Genomic DNA, 16,002 nt, shown 5'->3' on the forward strand with positions numbered 1-16,002 from the left:
TGGCCTGTTGGCAAAAAATCGGCTGATCAGAAATAGCGGTCGGCAAGCTTGCGGCCCGACGCGTCGCCGGACCCTCCTCTCGGCAAACTACAATGTCAGCGTCCTGCCTTGATACAGGCGGGCTGATCGTTTCGATCAGGATTATAATGCGATTTGTCCGCTGCGGAATAGTCGCAAGATTAGCTGGCGAAGACGGCGCTGACGGTCCAGCGCCCGACCGGCTTGAACGCCTCGGCCTCGATATCACGGCAATTGCCCTGCACGTCGAACTGCGTCCGCGTCAGCGCCACGCTGAGCGCAATGCCCGCAACACTAAACCGCACATCCATGTCATCGGCCGAAATATCGGCCGTTTCATCCAACTGCACCGCGGCCTGGGCATAGCCATGCCCCTCGGCCCAGCGCATCGCCGCGATTTCGGCGGTCTGCCGCGCTTCATCGAGCCCATTGCGCCCCTTGAAGGCCGGCAGGAAATATTGGCGCCGCGACAGGGCATCGAGAAAGGCCGGCACATCGGCCGGCGTCAGCCGCCCATAGCGGTCGCGATTGGGCATGACGATCACCGAAGGCGCAAAATGACAGCCCCCGATATGGGTGCATTGCAGCACATCGAATGCATCTGTGCTTGCCGCTAGCGCCTTGTAGACCGGGAAACCATAACGCGCGCAGCAGGCATCGGTTTTGGCATCGGTGCAGCACAAAATCACCTGCCGCGCGAACACCTCACCCGGCAGCGCCTGTCCCGCGCCCCATGCGATAACCAGCGCGGCCGCTTCCGCCTGATCGGCCGGAACATGGCGCCGCCCATCGGGGAACGACAACAATTCCAGCTCCGACCCGCTCCCGCTATCGACCAGCCCGACATAGCGGCCATGGCCCATGCTCGCCTTCATGGCGCCTTGCAGCGCCTCGCTCATGTCGGCGGCCATATAGCGCGGCCGCCGCCATTTGCCCTTGGGCCAGCGGATGAACAAATGCCGTTCAGCCAGCGCGCCCAGGCCCTCCTGGGGTTCGCCCTTGGCAATGGCCAGATCGGTGCAGAACAGGCGAACCATTACTGGCCAAGCGGCGGCAGAGTCACGCCATAGATATCAGCCAGATCGTCCAGCATCATATAGGCGCAGTAAATGCCGCCACCGGCATTCCACGCCAATTCGCCCACGCGCTGCGCCTTGCCCGCCTTCACCGCCTCGAGGTTGAGCCATAGCGGATCGGCCAGCCACTCGTCCATATTGGCCTTGTCCTCACTATTGTCGTTGTCCGAGGAGAAGTAGAAAATGCGATCGCCCGCCATTTCGGGGATGCGTTCCTTCTGCACTTCGGTGAAGGTCTCGAGATGATCCTGCGCCGGCGGACGCTTGAATCCCACCAGGTCCAGCACCACGCCGGGGAAACTACCGCGGAAATAAAGCCTGGTGCGCGACGGCGAGAAGCGCACCAGCGAAATCTCTTCATTCACGCCATCGCCAATGGCTGCAGCCAGTTGCTTGGCCCGCGTTTCCAGCGCCGCGACATTTGCCGCCGCCTTGTCGCCCAGGCCCAGCACCTCGCCATAGAATTGGTAATTCTTGAGCCAGCTTTCCCCGATCGTTTCCGACATCACCGTCGGTGCAATGGCCGAAAGCTGCTCATATATTTTTTCCTGGCGCACCTTGGTGCCGATGATCAGATCAGGCTCCAGCGAGGCCACCAGTTCAAGATTGATCGCCGTCTCGGTGCCCAGCGAAATCGCATCGCCCAGCAGTGGCACCAGATGCGCGTAAAACGGATCGGCATCCCAGCTCTGCGCCGCCCCGACCGGCACTACGCCCAGATGCAGCAATGCCTCGGTGCCTTCATTGGTCAGGATCACCACCCGCTGCGGCTGGTCGGGCACGTCGGTCACGCCCATGGCGTGGGTAATCTCGCGCGCCGACGCGCTCGACAGCATCAGGGCGGCGATCAGGCCGGCGGAGAACAGGCGCTTCAACATGGGTCAGCTCAAAATAGAATAAAAAACGGCCACCCGCGTGCCGCGGATGGCCAGGGATTTCTAGCGGGTGGAGGCCAGCCCATAATGCTTTTCGACATCGTCGAGCAGCAGGTTGGCGGCGATGACGCCACCGGCCGTATTCCAGATCGTGTCGGAAACGGCATAGGCCTTGCCGGCTTTCACCACGGGCAGGTTCTGCCACAGCGGGTCGGCGGTCCACTCCGCCGCCACCTTCTCGGCAACGCCGTCGCCCACTTCGTAGACGAAGTAGAACAGGCGATCGCCGTCGAAATCGGGAATGCGTTCCTTGCCCACATCGTCGGCAAATTCCGGCTTGTCCTGCGACGCAGGGCGCTTGAAGCCGATCTCGCTCAGGATCAGGCCGGCAAAAGTGTCCTTGTAATAAATGCGGGTCATGCCCGACATGAAGCGCACCAGCGAGACTTTCTCCTCGAGCAGCGGACCGGCTTCCGCGGCGATCTTGGCGATGCGGCCGTCATAGGCCGCCAGCGCCGCCTTGCCCTCTGCGCCCTTGCCGGCCGCCTCGGTGTAAAGCGCCATATTGACCTTCCAATCGCCCCGCAGGCGCTCGGACATTACGGTCGGCGCGATCGCGGAGAGCTGATCGTAGATCTTCTCCTGGCGCATCTTGTTGCCGATGATCAGGTCCGGCTGCAGCGCCGCAATGGCTTCGAGGTTAATCGCGGATTCCTCGCCAACCACGGTGACATCGGTCATGTCATCAGCGATATGATCGTACCACGGATTGCCCACCCAGGACTGCACCGCCCCAACGGGCTTGATGCCCACGGCCAGCAGCGCTTCGGTGCCTTCATTGGTCAAAATGACGATCCGCTGCGGGCTGTCCGGCACCTCGGTTATGCCCATGGCGTGGGTGATTTCGCGGGCCAGGGCGCCCGGCGCCAGTGCCAGAATGGCGGCGCAGGCCATCGCCGCGAATGTGTTGCGAAGAGTGGACATGACAATCCTAAATCTTGACATGAGGGATCAGAAAATGGTCTGGGCAAACAGTCAGAATTTAGTATGACTGTCAATATCAGCTTATTGGACTTTTGCCCTGTCCGACCTCGCCCAGGCCTCTTCCCGTCCCATGCCCGCCGCCCTGCCGTTTCCGGCAATCTGGGTGGGTCTCGTCATTGCCCTGCTCGCCGCCATGCTGATGAGCCTGACGCTGGGCTTCAAGCTCTATGGGCTCGACCAGGTCTGGCAGGCGCTGTTCGCCTTTGACGGCTCGGAAACCGCTGTCGTCATTTCCAATCTGCGGCTGCCCCGCGCGGTCCTCGCGCCACTGGTCGGTGCCGCGCTCGCCATTGCCGGCGTCATCGTGCAGACCCTGTCGCGCAACCGCATCGCCTCGCCCGACACACTTGGCCTCAATGCCGGCGCCTCGCTGGCAGTCGTGGTTGCCAGCACCGCTTTTGGCGTCGGCTCGCTGCTCGGGCTTTCCATGTCGGCAGCTTTGGGCGCCCTGCTGACCAGCTTTCTGGTTTTCGCCATCGCGGCCGGGGCAGGGGGTCTGTCACCCATCCGCATCGTGCTGATCGGCGTCACCATTGCCGGGCTTGGCCATTCCATCGTCGAAATGATCCTCACCACCAATGAAGCCCAGCTGCAGCAATTGCTGTTCTGGCTCTCGGGTTCCTTTGTCGATCGCCCCATGACCCTGGCGCAGACCGGCGCACCCATCGTCCTCATCGGCGCCGCCCTGGCGTTGCTGCTGCACCGCGCGCTGGATGCGCTGCAGGCCGACGATTCCACCGCCACCAGCCTTGGCGTGCCGCTGGCTCTGGTGCGTGGCGGCAGTTTCGTCTCGGTCGCATTGCTCACCGGCGCCGCCGTGTCCATGGCCGGCCCCGTCACCTTTGTCGGCCTCGTCGTGCCCCATGCGGCACGCCGCCTTGTCGGCCTGCGCCATGCCCGGCAAATTCCCGCCGCCGCCCTGCTCGGCGCCATCTATGCGACCCTGGCCGATGTCGCCGCGCGCTTCATCATCTACCCGGTCGAAGCCCCCGTCGGCGCCATCACCGCCGTGGTAGGTGGCGTGGTCCTCCTCGTCCTGCTCAAGCGGAGGGCAGCATGAGCGGCCTCACCTCCAACCTCGCCCCGGCCCGTGCACCGGCGGTTCTCGGCCTCATGGCGCTGGCCTTTGTGCTGCTCGCGCTGAGCGGCGTCGCCTTCGGCTCCACCTGGATTCCCCTCGATCAGGTGACCAGGGTCATCCTTGGCGCTGGCGAGAAAACCCAGAACCTGATCGTGCTGCAATTGCGGCTGCCGCGCGTCGTCATCGCTGCCCTTGCCGGTGGCGGCATGGCCGCGGCGGGCTTCCTGCTGCAAAAGATCACCCGCAATTCGCTGGCCTCCCCCGGCGTGCTGGGCGTCATCGATGGCGCAGCCTTGGGCGTCGTCATTTTCCTGGCCCTGCTGTCCGACGAATCCAATGCGCTGGTCACCTCCATCGCCTACCAGCCGGTCGCCGCGACCCTGGGCGCGCTGGCCGCCATCTCGCTGGTCTTCATCCTCTCGGGCCGACAAGCCTCCTCGGCTATCCGCCTCTTGCTCTTCGGCATTGCCATCGCCGCCGTCGCCAAGGCCATCACCATCGTCATGATGCTGATCGGCCCCATCTATCGCACCAGCCAGGCTGCACGCTGGATTGCCGGCTCGGTCAACGAAATCAACTGGAGCGAAATCCAGGTCACCGCCCTCGCCATGCTGCCGCTGCTGCTGCTCGCCCTGATCGCGGCCCGCAAACTGCCCCCGGCCGATCTCGACGAAGTCTCCGCCCGCGGCGTTGGTCTCGATCTGCCGGTCTTCCGTATATTGATCTTCGCCCTCGCCGCCGCGCTGACGGCCGTGTCGGTCGCGTTTGTCGGCGGCGTCGGCTTTATCGGCTTGATGGCGCCCCATCTGGCGCGCCTCCTGGTGGGGCGCAATGTTTATGCCGGCCTTGTGGGCTCTTTCCTGCTCGGCTCCATCATGCTGGTGGCGGCTGATCTCATCGTCCGGGTGGCCTTTGCCCCCATCGAAGTTCCCGCCGGCACGGTGACTGCGGTCATCGGCGCACCCTATTTTCTCTTCTTGCTGATGGGCAGGCAACGCCATGACGGATAGCGCTATGGACCCCCGCATCTCGGTCGACAATCTCAGCCTCGCCTATGGCCCGGTCAGCGTGCTCAATGCACTCTCCCTGCCCATCCCCAAGGGCAAGATCACGGTTCTGGCCGGCCCCAATGGCTGCGGCAAGTCCACGCTGTTGCGCGCCATCCGCCGCCTGCATAAGCCCAGCGGCGGCCAGGTGCGGCTCGGCGATGTCGATATTTCCACCCTCAACGATCGCATGCTGGCCCGCCAGATTGGTCTGCTCGCCCAAAGCCCGTCAGCGCCCGACGACATGACCGTGGAAGAACTGGTCCGCCTCGGCCGCTATCCGCACCAATCCATGATGCAGCCCTGGAGCGCCGACGATGCTGCCGCGCTCGACCGCGCCATGGCCGGCACCGGCGTCGCCCATCTACGCAAGCGCCGGCTCGGCTCGCTTTCGGGCGGCCAGTTGCAGCGCGTCTGGATCGCCATGGTGCTGGCGCAGGAAACCGACGTCGTCTGCCTCGATGAGCCGGTCAATCACCTCGACATGGCCCACCAGCTCGATTGCCTTGATCTCGTGCGTCAGCTCAATGCCGATTTCGGCCGCACCGTGGTGCTCGTCCTGCATGATCTGAACCTGGCCGCCCGCTATGCCGACCGCCTGGTCTTCCTGCGCGACGGCGCCATCGCCGCCTCCGGCACGCCCGAGGAATTGATGACCGAAGCCACCATAGCCCGCGTTTTCGACGTGCAATCCATGGTTATCACCGACCCCGTCCACGGCCGCCCCCTCTGCATCCCCCTGCGGACGCAGAGCAGCACGGCTGCGGCCTAGGCCCGCGCCGACCAGACCGGCGTTGGCACGTACGAAAAATTCTTGTCGAACGGATATTGCGCCACGCTCTTATGCTTGCGCACCAGCCGCTCAACAAACTGATCCACCACGCCCGGCGACAGCGCCATCAGGCTTGGATTGGCGATAGGCCCAAGATCAGGCGACAGATAGCCCGATTTGACCACGACAATTTTCGCCGTCCGCGGATCAAGCCCCAGCCGCGTGAAATCGGGAATATTGTGAAATGGCCGCCGCCGCACGGTCAGCACCAGATCAATGCCACCAATCCGCACCACCGCCTCGCGCAACCGCTCCTCACTGGTCTCCAGCAGGAACACCACTTCGGCTTCCGCCGTGACCGGCACGCTGCTGCGATCAAGACTCCCACCAATCTTGAGCTGGACTTTGCTGCCAACACCCGCCGCATAAGCCGCCTCGGTCGCCGCCTTATCGGCAATGCCGGCAAATACCACGCCTTGGGCATTTCTGACAATCAGCGCCGCCAGCACTTCGGCGCGGTCACCCACGCCACCGCCGGTCGGATTATCCCCCGACTCCGCCAGCACCACCGGCCTGCTGGCTGATGCCACAGCCCAATCAACACATTCCTCGATACTGCCGGTTTTGGTGCCAAAGACGAACTCGCTCCGAATATCCCAATAATTCTGCGCCAAAGCCGAGGCAGCTTTTTCCATGGCCGCCCGGTCCGTGCCGGTAATCACCGCGCAAGCCGTCGCCCGCGGCTCATCCGCCCAGACATAGCCGACCTGGAACGAAGCATCCCAGATGCCACTCGGGTCCTCGGTCTCCTGCAACTGGGTATAAAAACTGCGCGCCGGCTCGTCCTGTGTACTGGTTCGCTCGCCCGGCAACAGCACCGGCACCGGCGCCCAGACGATCGCCGGCCGCTGCCCACTCCGCAGCGCCCGCACCAGCATGGTCACCGCCCGGCGCATCGTGTCCGGCACATCGATATGCGGCGCCGTGCGATAGGTGGAAAAGATATCGAGGCTATCGACAATGCGCTGGCTGACATTGCCATGCAGGTCATAGCTCGCCGCAATCAGCACATCCGGCCCGACCACCGCCCGCACCGCCGCAATGAAATCCCCTTCGGCGTCGAACAGCCCCTCGACAAACATGGCGCCATGCATGGCGAGGTACACGCCATCGAGCGGCAAAGCCTGCTTCAGCCCCTCGAGGATTTCCCCCTTCCAGCGCTCATAAATCCCCCGCTCCACTGGCCCACCGGCAATGGCGCGGGCATGCAGAATGGTGATGAACTCGGCCGGAAAATGCGTCAGGAAATCGAAATAGGCATCCTTGAGCATGCCGGGACCGCGCAGCACGCGAAAATCGGCCTCGCGCGCCAGCACGGGATTATAGGTGCTGCATTCGGTATGCAGCCCGGCAACGGCAATGCGCATCTTAAAGAACTCCAGGAATTTCCGCTTCAGGATTGTGATCGGCGGCGCGCTGCTTGACCATGAGCCGGCCGGTCAGCAACAGACTCACCAACAGCACCGGCACCAGCGCCAAAAGGCCCAGCCGCATATTGGCATGCTCGGCAATAAAGCCGATCACCGGCGGTCCGATTAGGAACCCGCACAGCGCCACAAACGACAACACGGCCACATTGGACGAGGAGGGCCGGTCGGTCAGGCTCGCCGCCGCCGTCACCGCCAGCGGGAAGCCCACCGAAACGCCCAACCCGATAATGGCAAAGCCGAACAGGGCCGCAATCGTATTGGGCGCAATGAACAGGATAGCCGCCCCCGCCAATGCCAGCGTGCCGCAGATGCGCGCCGTATTGACCGCCCCGAACCGCGCCTTGAGCGTGTCCCCGCCGAAGCGGCCCGTCGCCACCATGAAGGCAAATACCGAATAACCCAGCCCCGCCAGCCCGCCATCGGCGCCCAACGCTTCGCGCAGGAACACCGCCGACCAATCGGCCATCGCCCCCTCGGTCATGGTAATGCCGAACACGAAAAAGCAGATCCCCAGCAGCGCCCAACTCGGCATCGCCCAGGCCGACCGCCGCCCCTCGGCCTTGTTTGCTGCTTCCGGCGCAACCAGTGGCAGAAGCAGCGCCACGATCACGCCCAGCGGCAAATTGATCGCCGCCACCAGCAGAATCGCCCAATGCGACGCCAGCCCAATCGCCGCCAGCCCAGAGCCGATCAGGCTTCCCACCATAATTCCCACCGACCAGAAACCATGCGATTTGGTCATGATCAGCGAGCCCGTGGATTTCTCCACCGCATCGGCCTGCACATTGAGGCCCAGCTCAAGAAACGAGATCGACGAGCCGGCCAGCATCAGCGCCACGAACAGCAGCGTCGGATTGGGCGCAAAGGCCGGCAGGCTGACCGCGATTGCATAAAAGAAAAAGCCGTAGAGAATTGCCGCCCGCGGTCCGATCTTGCCGACCAGCGGCCCGGCAAAGGGCAGCGTCAGCAGCGTGCCGCAGGGCAGGCCCAATAGCGTAAAGGCCAAAGCTGCCGGCCCCAGTCCCAGCGCCTGCTGCACATCGGGAATCCGCGGCAGCCAGGAGCCAAACGCGATCGGCTGCAGGAAAAACACCAGCATGGTCAGCCGCTGAACGCTCCATCCCCCCATTGTCGTTCAGCCTTTTCGCGGAGTGCCCATGGGGAAGGGGAGATAGCCGGCAAAGCCCGTCAGCTTCCAGGCGCCGGCCACCTTGCGGCAGAAATACAGCGTCTGCCAGTTCATGATTTCCTTGCCGCCATCGGCCAGCGCGATCGTGCCGTCAAATTTCTTATGCGCGATGGCAATGTCGCCATTGATCTCGATATGCTGCAGCGTCGTGTTGCGGAAAATGGCGAGGCGCTGGTCCTCCGCGTATTTCACCTTCTGGCTTTCGGCCGCCTGGCGCAGCCATTCGTCGCGATAGGCCTCCAGCGTCGGAAACCCGATTTTCCAGCTATCGGGGTTGTCCGAGCCGCCGCCATTGATGCCCAGAAATCCCTCGCGCACGAAGTCGCCATCCACCATGCTCCAGTCCGCGCTGACAAAGGCGTCGATGTCGCGCTCGACCAGCATGGTCCAGATCGCCCCGCGATCGGGGTCGTGAGGGAAGGGGTTGGTGGTGTGGCTCATCTGGCTCTCTCCCGGGCCTCAGGCAGGCCGCTGCGGCAAATGCCGGGGATTGCGCCTGACTCTGTTATAAATTTTCATTTCTGACATCCGTCCGAAGCCCGCTTTGAGGCACGTACATAGATACCAATCCGAGCATGCTGCCTTTTTCCGGCACGCTTGTCCACAGCGAAAAATGCGGAAAAATCGGGGAAATCGCTCAGGTTTTCAGCAGAATGGCGTTGCTTTGGGCAAGCCCGCCTGCGGTCTAGATTGGTATTGTGGATGTGTCGGATTCGTGTTGACATCCTGTTCGGAACGATCCTAATCTTGAAAATAGTTTACAGAAAACCCGACCAGTCCAACAGAGAATGGCGGGAACAGGATGGGCGTATATCTATGCGGGTTGGCATTATCGGTCTGGGCTATCGGCTGGGTTATCTGGCACGGGTGTTCTCCGTGGCGCGCGACGATTTCAACATCGTCGGCTATGTCGATCCCGCCCCCGCCGGCCTGCCCTATGCCACCGAGCACGGCGTCAATGTCGGCAAGCAATATGATAGCCTCGAAGCCATGCTCGATAGCGAGCAACTCGACCTGCTGATGGTCGGCTCGCCCAATCATCTCCATCTCGGCCATATCCGCATCGGGCTCGAACGCGGTCTCAAGATTTTCACTGAAAAGCCGGTGGTCACCTCAGTCGAAGATACCATGGCGTTGGCCGAGCTGATCGCCCAATACGGCTCGGACAATCTGATGGTGGGCCTCGTGCTGCGCTATGCCCCGCTCTACGTGGATCTGCGCAAGGCTCAGGCCGACGGCCAATTGGGCGACATCACCTCCATCGAGGCCTCCGAGCACATCCCGCCCTATCACGGCGCCTTCTTCATGCGCGACTGGCGCCGCTACGAGAAATATTCGGGCAGCTTCATGCTCGAAAAATGCTGCCACGATCTCGATCTCTATAATGGCGTCATGGGCTGCCGCCCCAAATATGTCTCCAGCTTCGGCGGCCGCCGCACTTTCGTGCCCAAGAATGCGCCCCAGGTTACCGGCATCAACGACATGGAAGTCTACCATCGCAAGCCCTCTGGCTGGCAGGGTAGCGACAAGGTGTTCGACAGCGATGGCGACATCATCGATTTCCAGACCGCAATGGTGCAATATGAAAATGGCGCCGCGCTGACCTTTCATACCAATCTGAACGTGCCAGACGATTTCCGCCGCTTCGCAGTGATGGGAGCCAAGGGCATGGCCGAAGGCGATTTCATCCGCAATTTCCTGCGCGTCACGGACTCGCGTACGTCCGAGCGCCTCGTCGACACGACCTACAAGACCAGCGGCCTCAGCCAGCACTATGGCGCCGACGAGCAGATGGCCGAAGATATTCTCAAGCATATCGTGGACGGCGCGCCCCTGCCGGTCTCGGTCACCGACGCATTGGAGGCGGGCCTCTTGGCGCTCTCCATGGACAAGGCGATGGCGACCCGATCGGTGGTGGACATGACGCCGATCTGGCAACAATTCGATGCGGCATTAGGCCGAGCGAGCTGAGGAGCAGGTAGATGACCGGTACTCGCAGCGCTTCCCTCTTCGCTCTGGCCTTACTGGCTCCCGCCCTCATCTACATCCTGATCATCGTCGCCTATCCGCTGTTCGACACGGTGGTCCTCAGCTTCACCAATGCCGCCCTCCGCCCGACCTATGATTTCGTCGGCTGGGCCAATTACCAGCGCATTTTCGGCGCCGGCAATTTCACCGAAGTCATCCTGCGCACCTTCATCTGGACCTTCTTCTCGGTCGCCACCAAGATGATCATCGGCACTTTGGGTGCCACGCTGCTCAATGCCGCCATTCCCGGCCAGACCGTGTTCCGCATCCTCACCATGCCGCCCTGGATCGTGCCCATGGCCATCGGCATCTTCATGTGGGGCTGGATGTATAACGGCCAGTTCGGCATGATTTCCGGCCTGTTGCAGAATTTCGGCATCATCAGCAAGCCATGGCCGATCCTGGCGCAAGGCAGCTCGGCCTTTTGGGCCACCATCGTCACCGATGTGTGGATCGGGGTGCCCATGGTCACCATCTACCTATTGGCCGCCATGCAATCCATTCCCAAGGATCTCTATGAAGCCGCCTGGACCGATGGCGCATCCCGCTCCTACCGCTTCCGCCGCATCACCCTGCCTTTGATGATGCCGGCCATGCTGACCATGAGCTTGCTCAGCCTGATCGCCACCTTCAATTCCTTCGATATCATCTGGATCCTGACCCAGGGCGGCCCGTCCGGCTCCACCACCACCATGATCATCGACACCTACAAGACCGCCATCGGCTCCCGCAAATATGGCGAAGGCGCCGCCCGCGCCGTGGTGATCTGCATCTTCGTGTCGATCTTCTGCCTCGTCTATTTCCGGGCGGTCCGCAAACTCTCGCAGGGAGAAGCCAAATGAGTGCCGATAACTCAAGCTCCGCTTTGCCCCCGGGCGCCAATCCCCTGGCCACCAGTGCCAGCGCCATGGCCCAGGTCACCACCCGCCCGCGTGCCCGTTCCACCAAGGCCATGATCGACCGCTACAAGTGGTACGAGGTCGTCGCCCTCTATGCCGGCATGGCCGTGTTCCTGTTCTTCGTGCTGGCCCCCTTCATCGAAGGCTTCCTGGTCTCGCTCAAGCCGCTGAGCCAGCTGTTCTCCACGCCCTATAATTTCATTCCGCAGAACGGCTCGTTCGACGCCTATTTCCAGATGTGGCGCTCGGTGCCCATGCTGGGCATGCACATCTTCAATTCCTTCTTCATCTCCTCGGTGGTGACGCTGATCGTCGTCATCATCGTGGTGCCGGCCGCCTATGCCTTTGCCCGCTTCCAGTTTGCCGGGTCCGGGCTGCTGCTGGGCATGTTCCTGGCCGTCAACATGTTCTCGGGCGCCGTGCTGCTGATCCCGCTGTTCCGCCTGATGCGACAGCTGATGCTGCTCAACACCTATTGGGCCATGATCGTGCCGGGCGCCGCCTTCCTTATTCCCTCGTCCATCTGGCTGTTGCGCACTTATATGATGCGCATTCCGCGCGAGCTGGACGAAGCCGCCTGGGTCGATGGCGCGTCCCGCCTTTATACCCTGCGCCGGGTCATCCTGCCGCTGGCCATGCCGGGCATTGTCGTGGTCGCCATCATGACCTTCATCGGCGCCTACGCCCAGCAATTCATCTTCGCGCTGACCTTCAATTCCCGGACTGAATTCATGCCGCTGCCGGTTGGGCTCTTCGCCTTCTTCGGCAAGCAGGAAGTGCAGTGGAACGAGTTGATGGCGGCTAGTTTCGTCGGAATCCTGCCGGTCATGATCGTCATCGTGTTCCTGCAGCGCTATCTCGTCGCCGGCCTCACCGCCGGTGCCGTGAAGCAATAGGGGAAGGCTAAGGGGGTGCTGAGCTTCATGTCAGGGTGAGCCGAAAATGGCGGTTTTTGAGAACCGGCGCGCAGCGTACGTTTTGTACGTGAGCACCGGAAGCGCAGAAAACTGTCATTTGCAGGCCACCATCACAGGAAGATCAGCGCGCCCGTGGCGGACGAGGGGTCCGCCTGGCACAACCAAGGGTTTGGAGCGGGATTTCGGTCCTGCTCCGAGGGAAGGCGCTCTTCGGAGCGTGCAACAAGGGAGACTACAAAGTGCAAAAAACGACCGGCCTAATCGCGGTGTCGCTGCTGGCCCTGGCGGCCTCGGCGCCCGCTTCATTCGCCCAGGACGTCAAGGAAATCAGCTTCATCAACTGCGGTGACGAACTCACGGCAGGCTACGCCGACTATTTCAAGGAATGGGAAGCCGAAAATCCGGGCTTCAAGGTCGTGCCCGAAGTCGTGGGCTGGGGCCAGTGCCAGGACAAGGTGACCACGCTCGCTGCCGCCGGCACGCCCGTCGCGCTGGCCTATGTCGGTTCGCGCACCCTCAAGCAGTTCGCCCTCAACGATCTCATCGTCCCCGTGCCGATGACCGACGAGGAAAAGGCCGGCTATTACAATTACGTGCCTGACACGGTGACCTTCGATGGCACCCAGTGGGGCGTCCCGGTCGCTTTCTCGACCAAGGCCTTCTACTGGAACAAGGACATCTTCAAGGCTGCCGGGCTCGACCCGGAGGTCCCGCCCAAGACCTGGGAGGAAGAGATCGCCTTCGCCAAGCAGATCGAAGACAATACCGATTTTGACGGCTTCGGCGTCGTCGCCAAGACCTTCGACAACACCATGCACCAGTTCCTCCATTGGGTTTACACCAATGACGGCCAGGTCATCGATGCCGATGGCAATATCGTGCTCGACAGCCCGCAGAACCTGGAAGCCCTCACCGCGCTCAAGGACATCTCGGCCTATTCCGAAGAAGGCCCGACCGCCTACGAGCAGAACGAAGTGCGCGCCATCTGGCTCGACGGCACGCTGGGCATGATCCATGCCTCGCCGAACGCCGGCAATCTGGCTACCGAAGCCGGCATGAACTGGGGCGTGGCCGCGCTGCCGCTTGGCCCATCCGCCAAGGGTCCGGGCACTCTGCTGATCACCGACTCGCTGGCCGTGTTCAAGGGCTCGGGCGTTGAAGAGCAGGCCACCAGCCTTGCCAAATACCTGACTTCAGGTGAACGCCAATGGGCTGCCGAAATGGCCCAGGGCCTGACCCCGCTCCGTCCGCTTGAGCCCCAGACCGCCGAACTGCTCGCCGAGAAGCCCTATTGGGCGCCCTTCCTCGACGGTATCGAATTCGGTGGTCCCGAGCCGCTGCTGACCGACTATGTCGGCCTGCAGAACGTGATGATCGAAATGGTCCAGTCCGTCGTGACCGGCGCCGCCGAGCCCGCCGCTGCCCTCACCGCAGCTGCCGGCGAACTCGAGCAGTATAAGTAAGCCCAGAAGTTCGGCCGTCGTCTTCGGGCGGCGGCCATCCCAAATATCCATTCGACCGCCCGCGGGAACCGCCCCGCCGCCCGGAGACGCAACGCCATGTCCCAGCTCAGCCTCAAGCACCTTGAGAAAAGCTTCAACGAAGCCAAAATCATCAAGGGGATCGACCTCGAGGTATCCGAGGGCGAGTTCGTCGTCTTTGTCGGCCCCTCCGGCTGCGGCAAATCCACCCTGCTGCGCATGATTGCCGGGCTCGAAGATGTCAGCGCCGGCGAGATTTCCATCGGCGGCAAGGTCGTCAACGATCTGCCCCCCGTGCAGCGGGGCATCGCCATGGTGTTCCAGTCCTATGCGCTCTACCCGCATATGACCGTCTACGAAAACATCGCCTTCCCGCTGCGCGTCGAAAAGCTGCCCCAGGCCGAAGTCGACAAGCGCGTGCATGCCGCCGCCAAGGTGCTGCAGCTCGAGCCGCGCCTGCAACATCGCCCCGGCATGTTGTCCGGTGGCCAGCGCCAGCGCGTCGCCATTGGCCGTGCCATCGTGCGCCAGCCCAAGATTTTCCTGTTCGACGAGCCGCTGTCCAATCTCGACGCCGCGCTCCGCTCGGAAATGCGCATCGAGCTGATGGAACTGCACAAGCGCCTGGGCTCCACCATGATCTACGTCACCCACGATCAGGTCGAGGCCATGACCATGGCCGACAAGATCGTCGTGCTTGATGCCGGCGTGATCGCCCAGGTCGGCTCCCCGCTCCAGCTCTATCACAAGCCCGACAATATCTTTGTCGCCGGCTTTATCGGCAGCCCCAAGATGAATTTCATCAATGGCAATGTGACCGCGGCCGATGGCGAGACCGTCACGGTCGACCTCGGCGAATTGGGCACCATCGCCCTGCCGCGCCAGTCCAAGGCGATCCATGGCCAGTCCGTCACGCTGGGCATCCGCCCCGAGCACCTGACGCTTGAGGGCGGCGATTTCGCCCTTACCATCACGCCCAAGATCGTCGAGCATCTGGGCATCCACACCGTCAGCTACGCCAACCTGCCCGCCGGAGAAAACTTCGTCGCCCTGTTCGAAGGCGACCCCAAAGTGGCAGAAGGCCAGCCCACCAAAATGGGCTTTGCCATTCATCAGGTGCATCTGTTCGACGAAAAGGGCCTGGCCGTCTACTGAGAGGCCTTCAAGAGTCGGGGGAGAGCAGCATGTTGGATATCGTCGGTCTGTTGCAGACCGAAAAGAACGCGTTCACGCGGTCGGAGCGCGCTCTGACCGAGATCGTGCTCGCCGATGTCGACAGCGTGCTCAAAATGTCCATCGTCGATCTGGCGGCGCAGGCCGACGTCTCCCCGCCCACCGTCACCCGTTTCTGCCGGCGCCTGGGCTGCGACAGCTATGCCGATTTCAAGGTGCGGCTGGCCCAGTCCCGCTTTGTCGGGCAGCGCTATTTCTCGCCCGCCGCCAGCCCCTCCAATGTGCGCGAGATCGCCCAGGGCGTGGTCAATGGCATCCAGTCCATCATCTACGAAACCTTCGAACATCTCGATTTCGCCGCTGTGGAACGCGCCGGTGAAGCCATTGCCAAGTCCAATTTCGTGCTGGCCTTCGGCTCGGGCGGCGCCTCCTCGATGATGGCGGGCGAAATCGAAACGCGCCTGTTCCGCCTGGGCTTGCGCGTCGCTTCCACCGAAGATCACCAATTGCAGATGATGCGCGCCGCCTCCGCCCCGCCCGGCACGGTCATCGTCGCCTTTTCGCTCTCGGGCAATAATGCGCAACTGGCCAAGACCCTCACCGTGGCCGGTGAATACGGCCTGACCCGCATCGTGGTCACCCGCTCATCCTCCATGGTCTCCGCTCAATCCGACATCCTCCTGCCGGTCAACTGGCACGAGAATATCGATATCCTGCGCCCCACGCCCGGCCGCTACGCCTTTTTGGCCACGGTCGACGTGCTGGCCCAGACGGTCGCCACCCGCCTCGGCCCCTCCGCCGTCGCCAGCATGCGACGCATCAAGCATCAACTCGTCGTCAATCGCGACGGCGACGACGCCCAGCCTCTCGGGGACTGAGCTTTCCTTCCACTCCTTGCCATCGGGATAATGCC

The 16,002-nt window shown here is 62.6% G+C and carries 15 protein-coding genes; 9 read left to right on the forward strand and 6 right to left on the reverse strand.

Going from position 1 to position 16,002, the window contains the following annotated elements; all coding sequences use genetic code 11:
- Window positions 1-179: 179 nt before the first annotated feature.
- From ACI3KW_RS08795 to ACI3KW_RS08805, 3 genes are read right to left on the reverse strand one after another with little or no spacing between them, the layout of a single operon-like run.
- Window positions 180-1,055: a sucrase ferredoxin gene (locus ACI3KW_RS08795; protein ID WP_404847747.1), complete on the reverse strand. Its 876-nt coding sequence runs from the start codon at window positions 1,053-1,055 to the stop codon at window positions 180-182.
- Window positions 1,055-1,972, reverse strand: coding sequence for an ABC transporter substrate-binding protein (locus ACI3KW_RS08800; RefSeq protein ID WP_404847748.1), 918 nt, complete (start codon window positions 1,970-1,972; stop codon window positions 1,055-1,057). Before ACI3KW_RS08800 ends, ACI3KW_RS08795 begins: the two co-directional genes overlap by 1 nt.
- Window positions 1,973-2,032: 60 nt before the next feature.
- Window positions 2,033-2,953 (reverse strand): ABC transporter substrate-binding protein, encoded by a 921-nt coding sequence (locus ACI3KW_RS08805; RefSeq protein WP_404847749.1) that lies wholly within the window; start codon window positions 2,951-2,953, stop codon window positions 2,033-2,035.
- Window positions 2,954-3,083: 130 nt separating this feature from the next.
- Here ACI3KW_RS08805 and ACI3KW_RS08810 point away from each other — a divergent pair, with 130 nt between their 5' ends.
- Genes ACI3KW_RS08810 through ACI3KW_RS08820 form a run of 3 tightly spaced genes read left to right on the forward strand, consistent with a single transcriptional unit; the run spans window position 3,084 to window position 5,912 of the window.
- Window positions 3,084-4,073 (forward strand): FecCD family ABC transporter permease, encoded by a 990-nt coding sequence (locus tag ACI3KW_RS08810; protein ID WP_404847750.1) that lies wholly within the window; start codon window positions 3,084-3,086, stop codon window positions 4,071-4,073.
- A complete protein-coding gene (locus tag ACI3KW_RS08815; RefSeq protein ID WP_404847751.1) occupies window positions 4,070-5,104 on the forward strand; it encodes a FecCD family ABC transporter permease in 1,035 nt (344 codons plus the stop codon). The genes ACI3KW_RS08810 and ACI3KW_RS08815 overlap by 4 nt, the downstream gene beginning before the upstream one ends.
- Window positions 5,105-5,108: 4 nt before the next feature.
- The gene (locus ACI3KW_RS08820) at window positions 5,109-5,912 is read left to right on the forward strand and encodes an ABC transporter ATP-binding protein (RefSeq protein WP_404847752.1); all 804 of its coding nucleotides are present in this window, start codon (window positions 5,109-5,111) and stop codon (window positions 5,910-5,912) included.
- Here ACI3KW_RS08820 and ACI3KW_RS08825 read toward each other — a convergent pair.
- The 3 genes from ACI3KW_RS08825 to ACI3KW_RS08835 are packed head-to-tail and all read right to left on the reverse strand — an operon-like array spanning window position 5,909 to window position 9,032.
- Window positions 5,909-7,339 (reverse strand): M81 family metallopeptidase, encoded by a 1,431-nt coding sequence (locus ACI3KW_RS08825; protein WP_404847753.1) that lies wholly within the window; start codon window positions 7,337-7,339, stop codon window positions 5,909-5,911. The genes ACI3KW_RS08820 and ACI3KW_RS08825 overlap by 4 nt on opposite strands.
- Before the next feature lies 1 nt (window position 7,340).
- Complete coding sequence (locus ACI3KW_RS08830) at window positions 7,341-8,531, reverse strand: MFS transporter (RefSeq protein ID WP_404847754.1); 1,191 nt, start codon at window positions 8,529-8,531, stop codon at window positions 7,341-7,343.
- Between the two features lie 6 nt (window positions 8,532-8,537).
- Entirely contained in the window at window positions 8,538-9,032 is a 495-nt protein-coding gene (locus ACI3KW_RS08835; RefSeq protein WP_404847755.1) for a hypothetical protein, read from the reverse strand.
- A gap of 375 nt (window positions 9,033-9,407) precedes the next feature.
- Between ACI3KW_RS08835 and ACI3KW_RS08840 the strand changes: the two genes are divergently transcribed.
- From ACI3KW_RS08840 to ACI3KW_RS08865, 6 genes are all read left to right on the forward strand, one after another.
- Window positions 9,408-10,562 carry a Gfo/Idh/MocA family protein gene (locus ACI3KW_RS08840; protein WP_404847756.1) on the forward strand — a complete coding sequence of 385 codons (1,155 nt, stop codon included), beginning with the start codon at window positions 9,408-9,410 and terminating at the stop codon, window positions 10,560-10,562.
- An 11-nt stretch (window positions 10,563-10,573) separates the two neighbouring features.
- On the forward strand, window positions 10,574-11,461 hold the full coding sequence (locus ACI3KW_RS08845; protein ID WP_113121358.1) for a carbohydrate ABC transporter permease: 888 nt from the start codon (window positions 10,574-10,576) through the stop codon (window positions 11,459-11,461).
- Window positions 11,462-11,526: 65 nt separating this feature from the next.
- Entirely contained in the window at window positions 11,527-12,414 is an 888-nt protein-coding gene (locus ACI3KW_RS08850) for a carbohydrate ABC transporter permease (protein ID WP_113121418.1), read from the forward strand.
- Window positions 12,415-12,695: 281 nt separating this feature from the next.
- Complete coding sequence (locus ACI3KW_RS08855) at window positions 12,696-13,898, forward strand: ABC transporter substrate-binding protein (protein ID WP_404847780.1); 1,203 nt, start codon at window positions 12,696-12,698, stop codon at window positions 13,896-13,898.
- Between the two features lie 96 nt (window positions 13,899-13,994).
- Window positions 13,995-15,071 (forward strand): ABC transporter ATP-binding protein, encoded by a 1,077-nt coding sequence (locus ACI3KW_RS08860; protein ID WP_404847757.1) that lies wholly within the window; start codon window positions 13,995-13,997, stop codon window positions 15,069-15,071.
- A 29-nt stretch (window positions 15,072-15,100) separates the two neighbouring features.
- On the forward strand, window positions 15,101-15,967 hold the full coding sequence (locus ACI3KW_RS08865; RefSeq protein WP_113121356.1) for a MurR/RpiR family transcriptional regulator: 867 nt from the start codon (window positions 15,101-15,103) through the stop codon (window positions 15,965-15,967).
- Window positions 15,968-16,002 lie beyond the last annotated feature (35 nt).

Origin of the sequence: Devosia sp. ZW T5_3 (assembly GCF_044987315.1) — a bacterium.
GTDB lineage: Bacteria > Pseudomonadota > Alphaproteobacteria > Rhizobiales > Devosiaceae > Devosia.

Bases quoted from the DNA above. Each gene is read 5' to 3' on its own strand.
- ACI3KW_RS08815 (WP_404847751.1), top strand. From the start codon at position 4,070: ATGAGCGGCCTCACCTCCAACCTCGCCCCGGCCCGTGCACCGGCGGTT.
- ACI3KW_RS08810 (WP_404847750.1), top strand. From the start codon at position 3,084: ATGCCCGCCGCCCTGCCGTTTCCGGCAATCTGGGTGGGTCTCGTCATT.
- ACI3KW_RS08845 (WP_113121358.1), top strand. From the start codon at position 10,574: ATGACCGGTACTCGCAGCGCTTCCCTCTTCGCTCTGGCCTTACTGGCT.
- ACI3KW_RS08860 (WP_404847757.1), top strand. From the start codon at position 13,995: ATGTCCCAGCTCAGCCTCAAGCACCTTGAGAAAAGCTTCAACGAAGCC.
- ACI3KW_RS08865 (WP_113121356.1), top strand. From the start codon at position 15,101: ATGTTGGATATCGTCGGTCTGTTGCAGACCGAAAAGAACGCGTTCACG.
- ACI3KW_RS08825 (WP_404847753.1), bottom strand. From the start codon at position 7,339: ATGCGCATTGCCGTTGCCGGGCTGCATACCGAATGCAGCACCTATAAT.
- ACI3KW_RS08805 (WP_404847749.1), bottom strand. From the start codon at position 2,953: ATGTCCACTCTTCGCAACACATTCGCGGCGATGGCCTGCGCCGCCATT.
- ACI3KW_RS08795 (WP_404847747.1), bottom strand. From the start codon at position 1,055: ATGGTTCGCCTGTTCTGCACCGATCTGGCCATTGCCAAGGGCGAACCC.
- ACI3KW_RS08835 (WP_404847755.1), bottom strand. From the start codon at position 9,032: ATGAGCCACACCACCAACCCCTTCCCTCACGACCCCGATCGCGGGGCG.
- ACI3KW_RS08850 (WP_113121418.1), top strand. From the start codon at position 11,527: ATGGCCCAGGTCACCACCCGCCCGCGTGCCCGTTCCACCAAGGCCATG.
- ACI3KW_RS08820 (WP_404847752.1), top strand. From the start codon at position 5,109: ATGGACCCCCGCATCTCGGTCGACAATCTCAGCCTCGCCTATGGCCCG.
- ACI3KW_RS08840 (WP_404847756.1), top strand. From the start codon at position 9,408: ATGCGGGTTGGCATTATCGGTCTGGGCTATCGGCTGGGTTATCTGGCA.
- ACI3KW_RS08830 (WP_404847754.1), bottom strand. From the start codon at position 8,531: ATGGGGGGATGGAGCGTTCAGCGGCTGACCATGCTGGTGTTTTTCCTG.
- ACI3KW_RS08800 (WP_404847748.1), bottom strand. From the start codon at position 1,972: ATGTTGAAGCGCCTGTTCTCCGCCGGCCTGATCGCCGCCCTGATGCTG.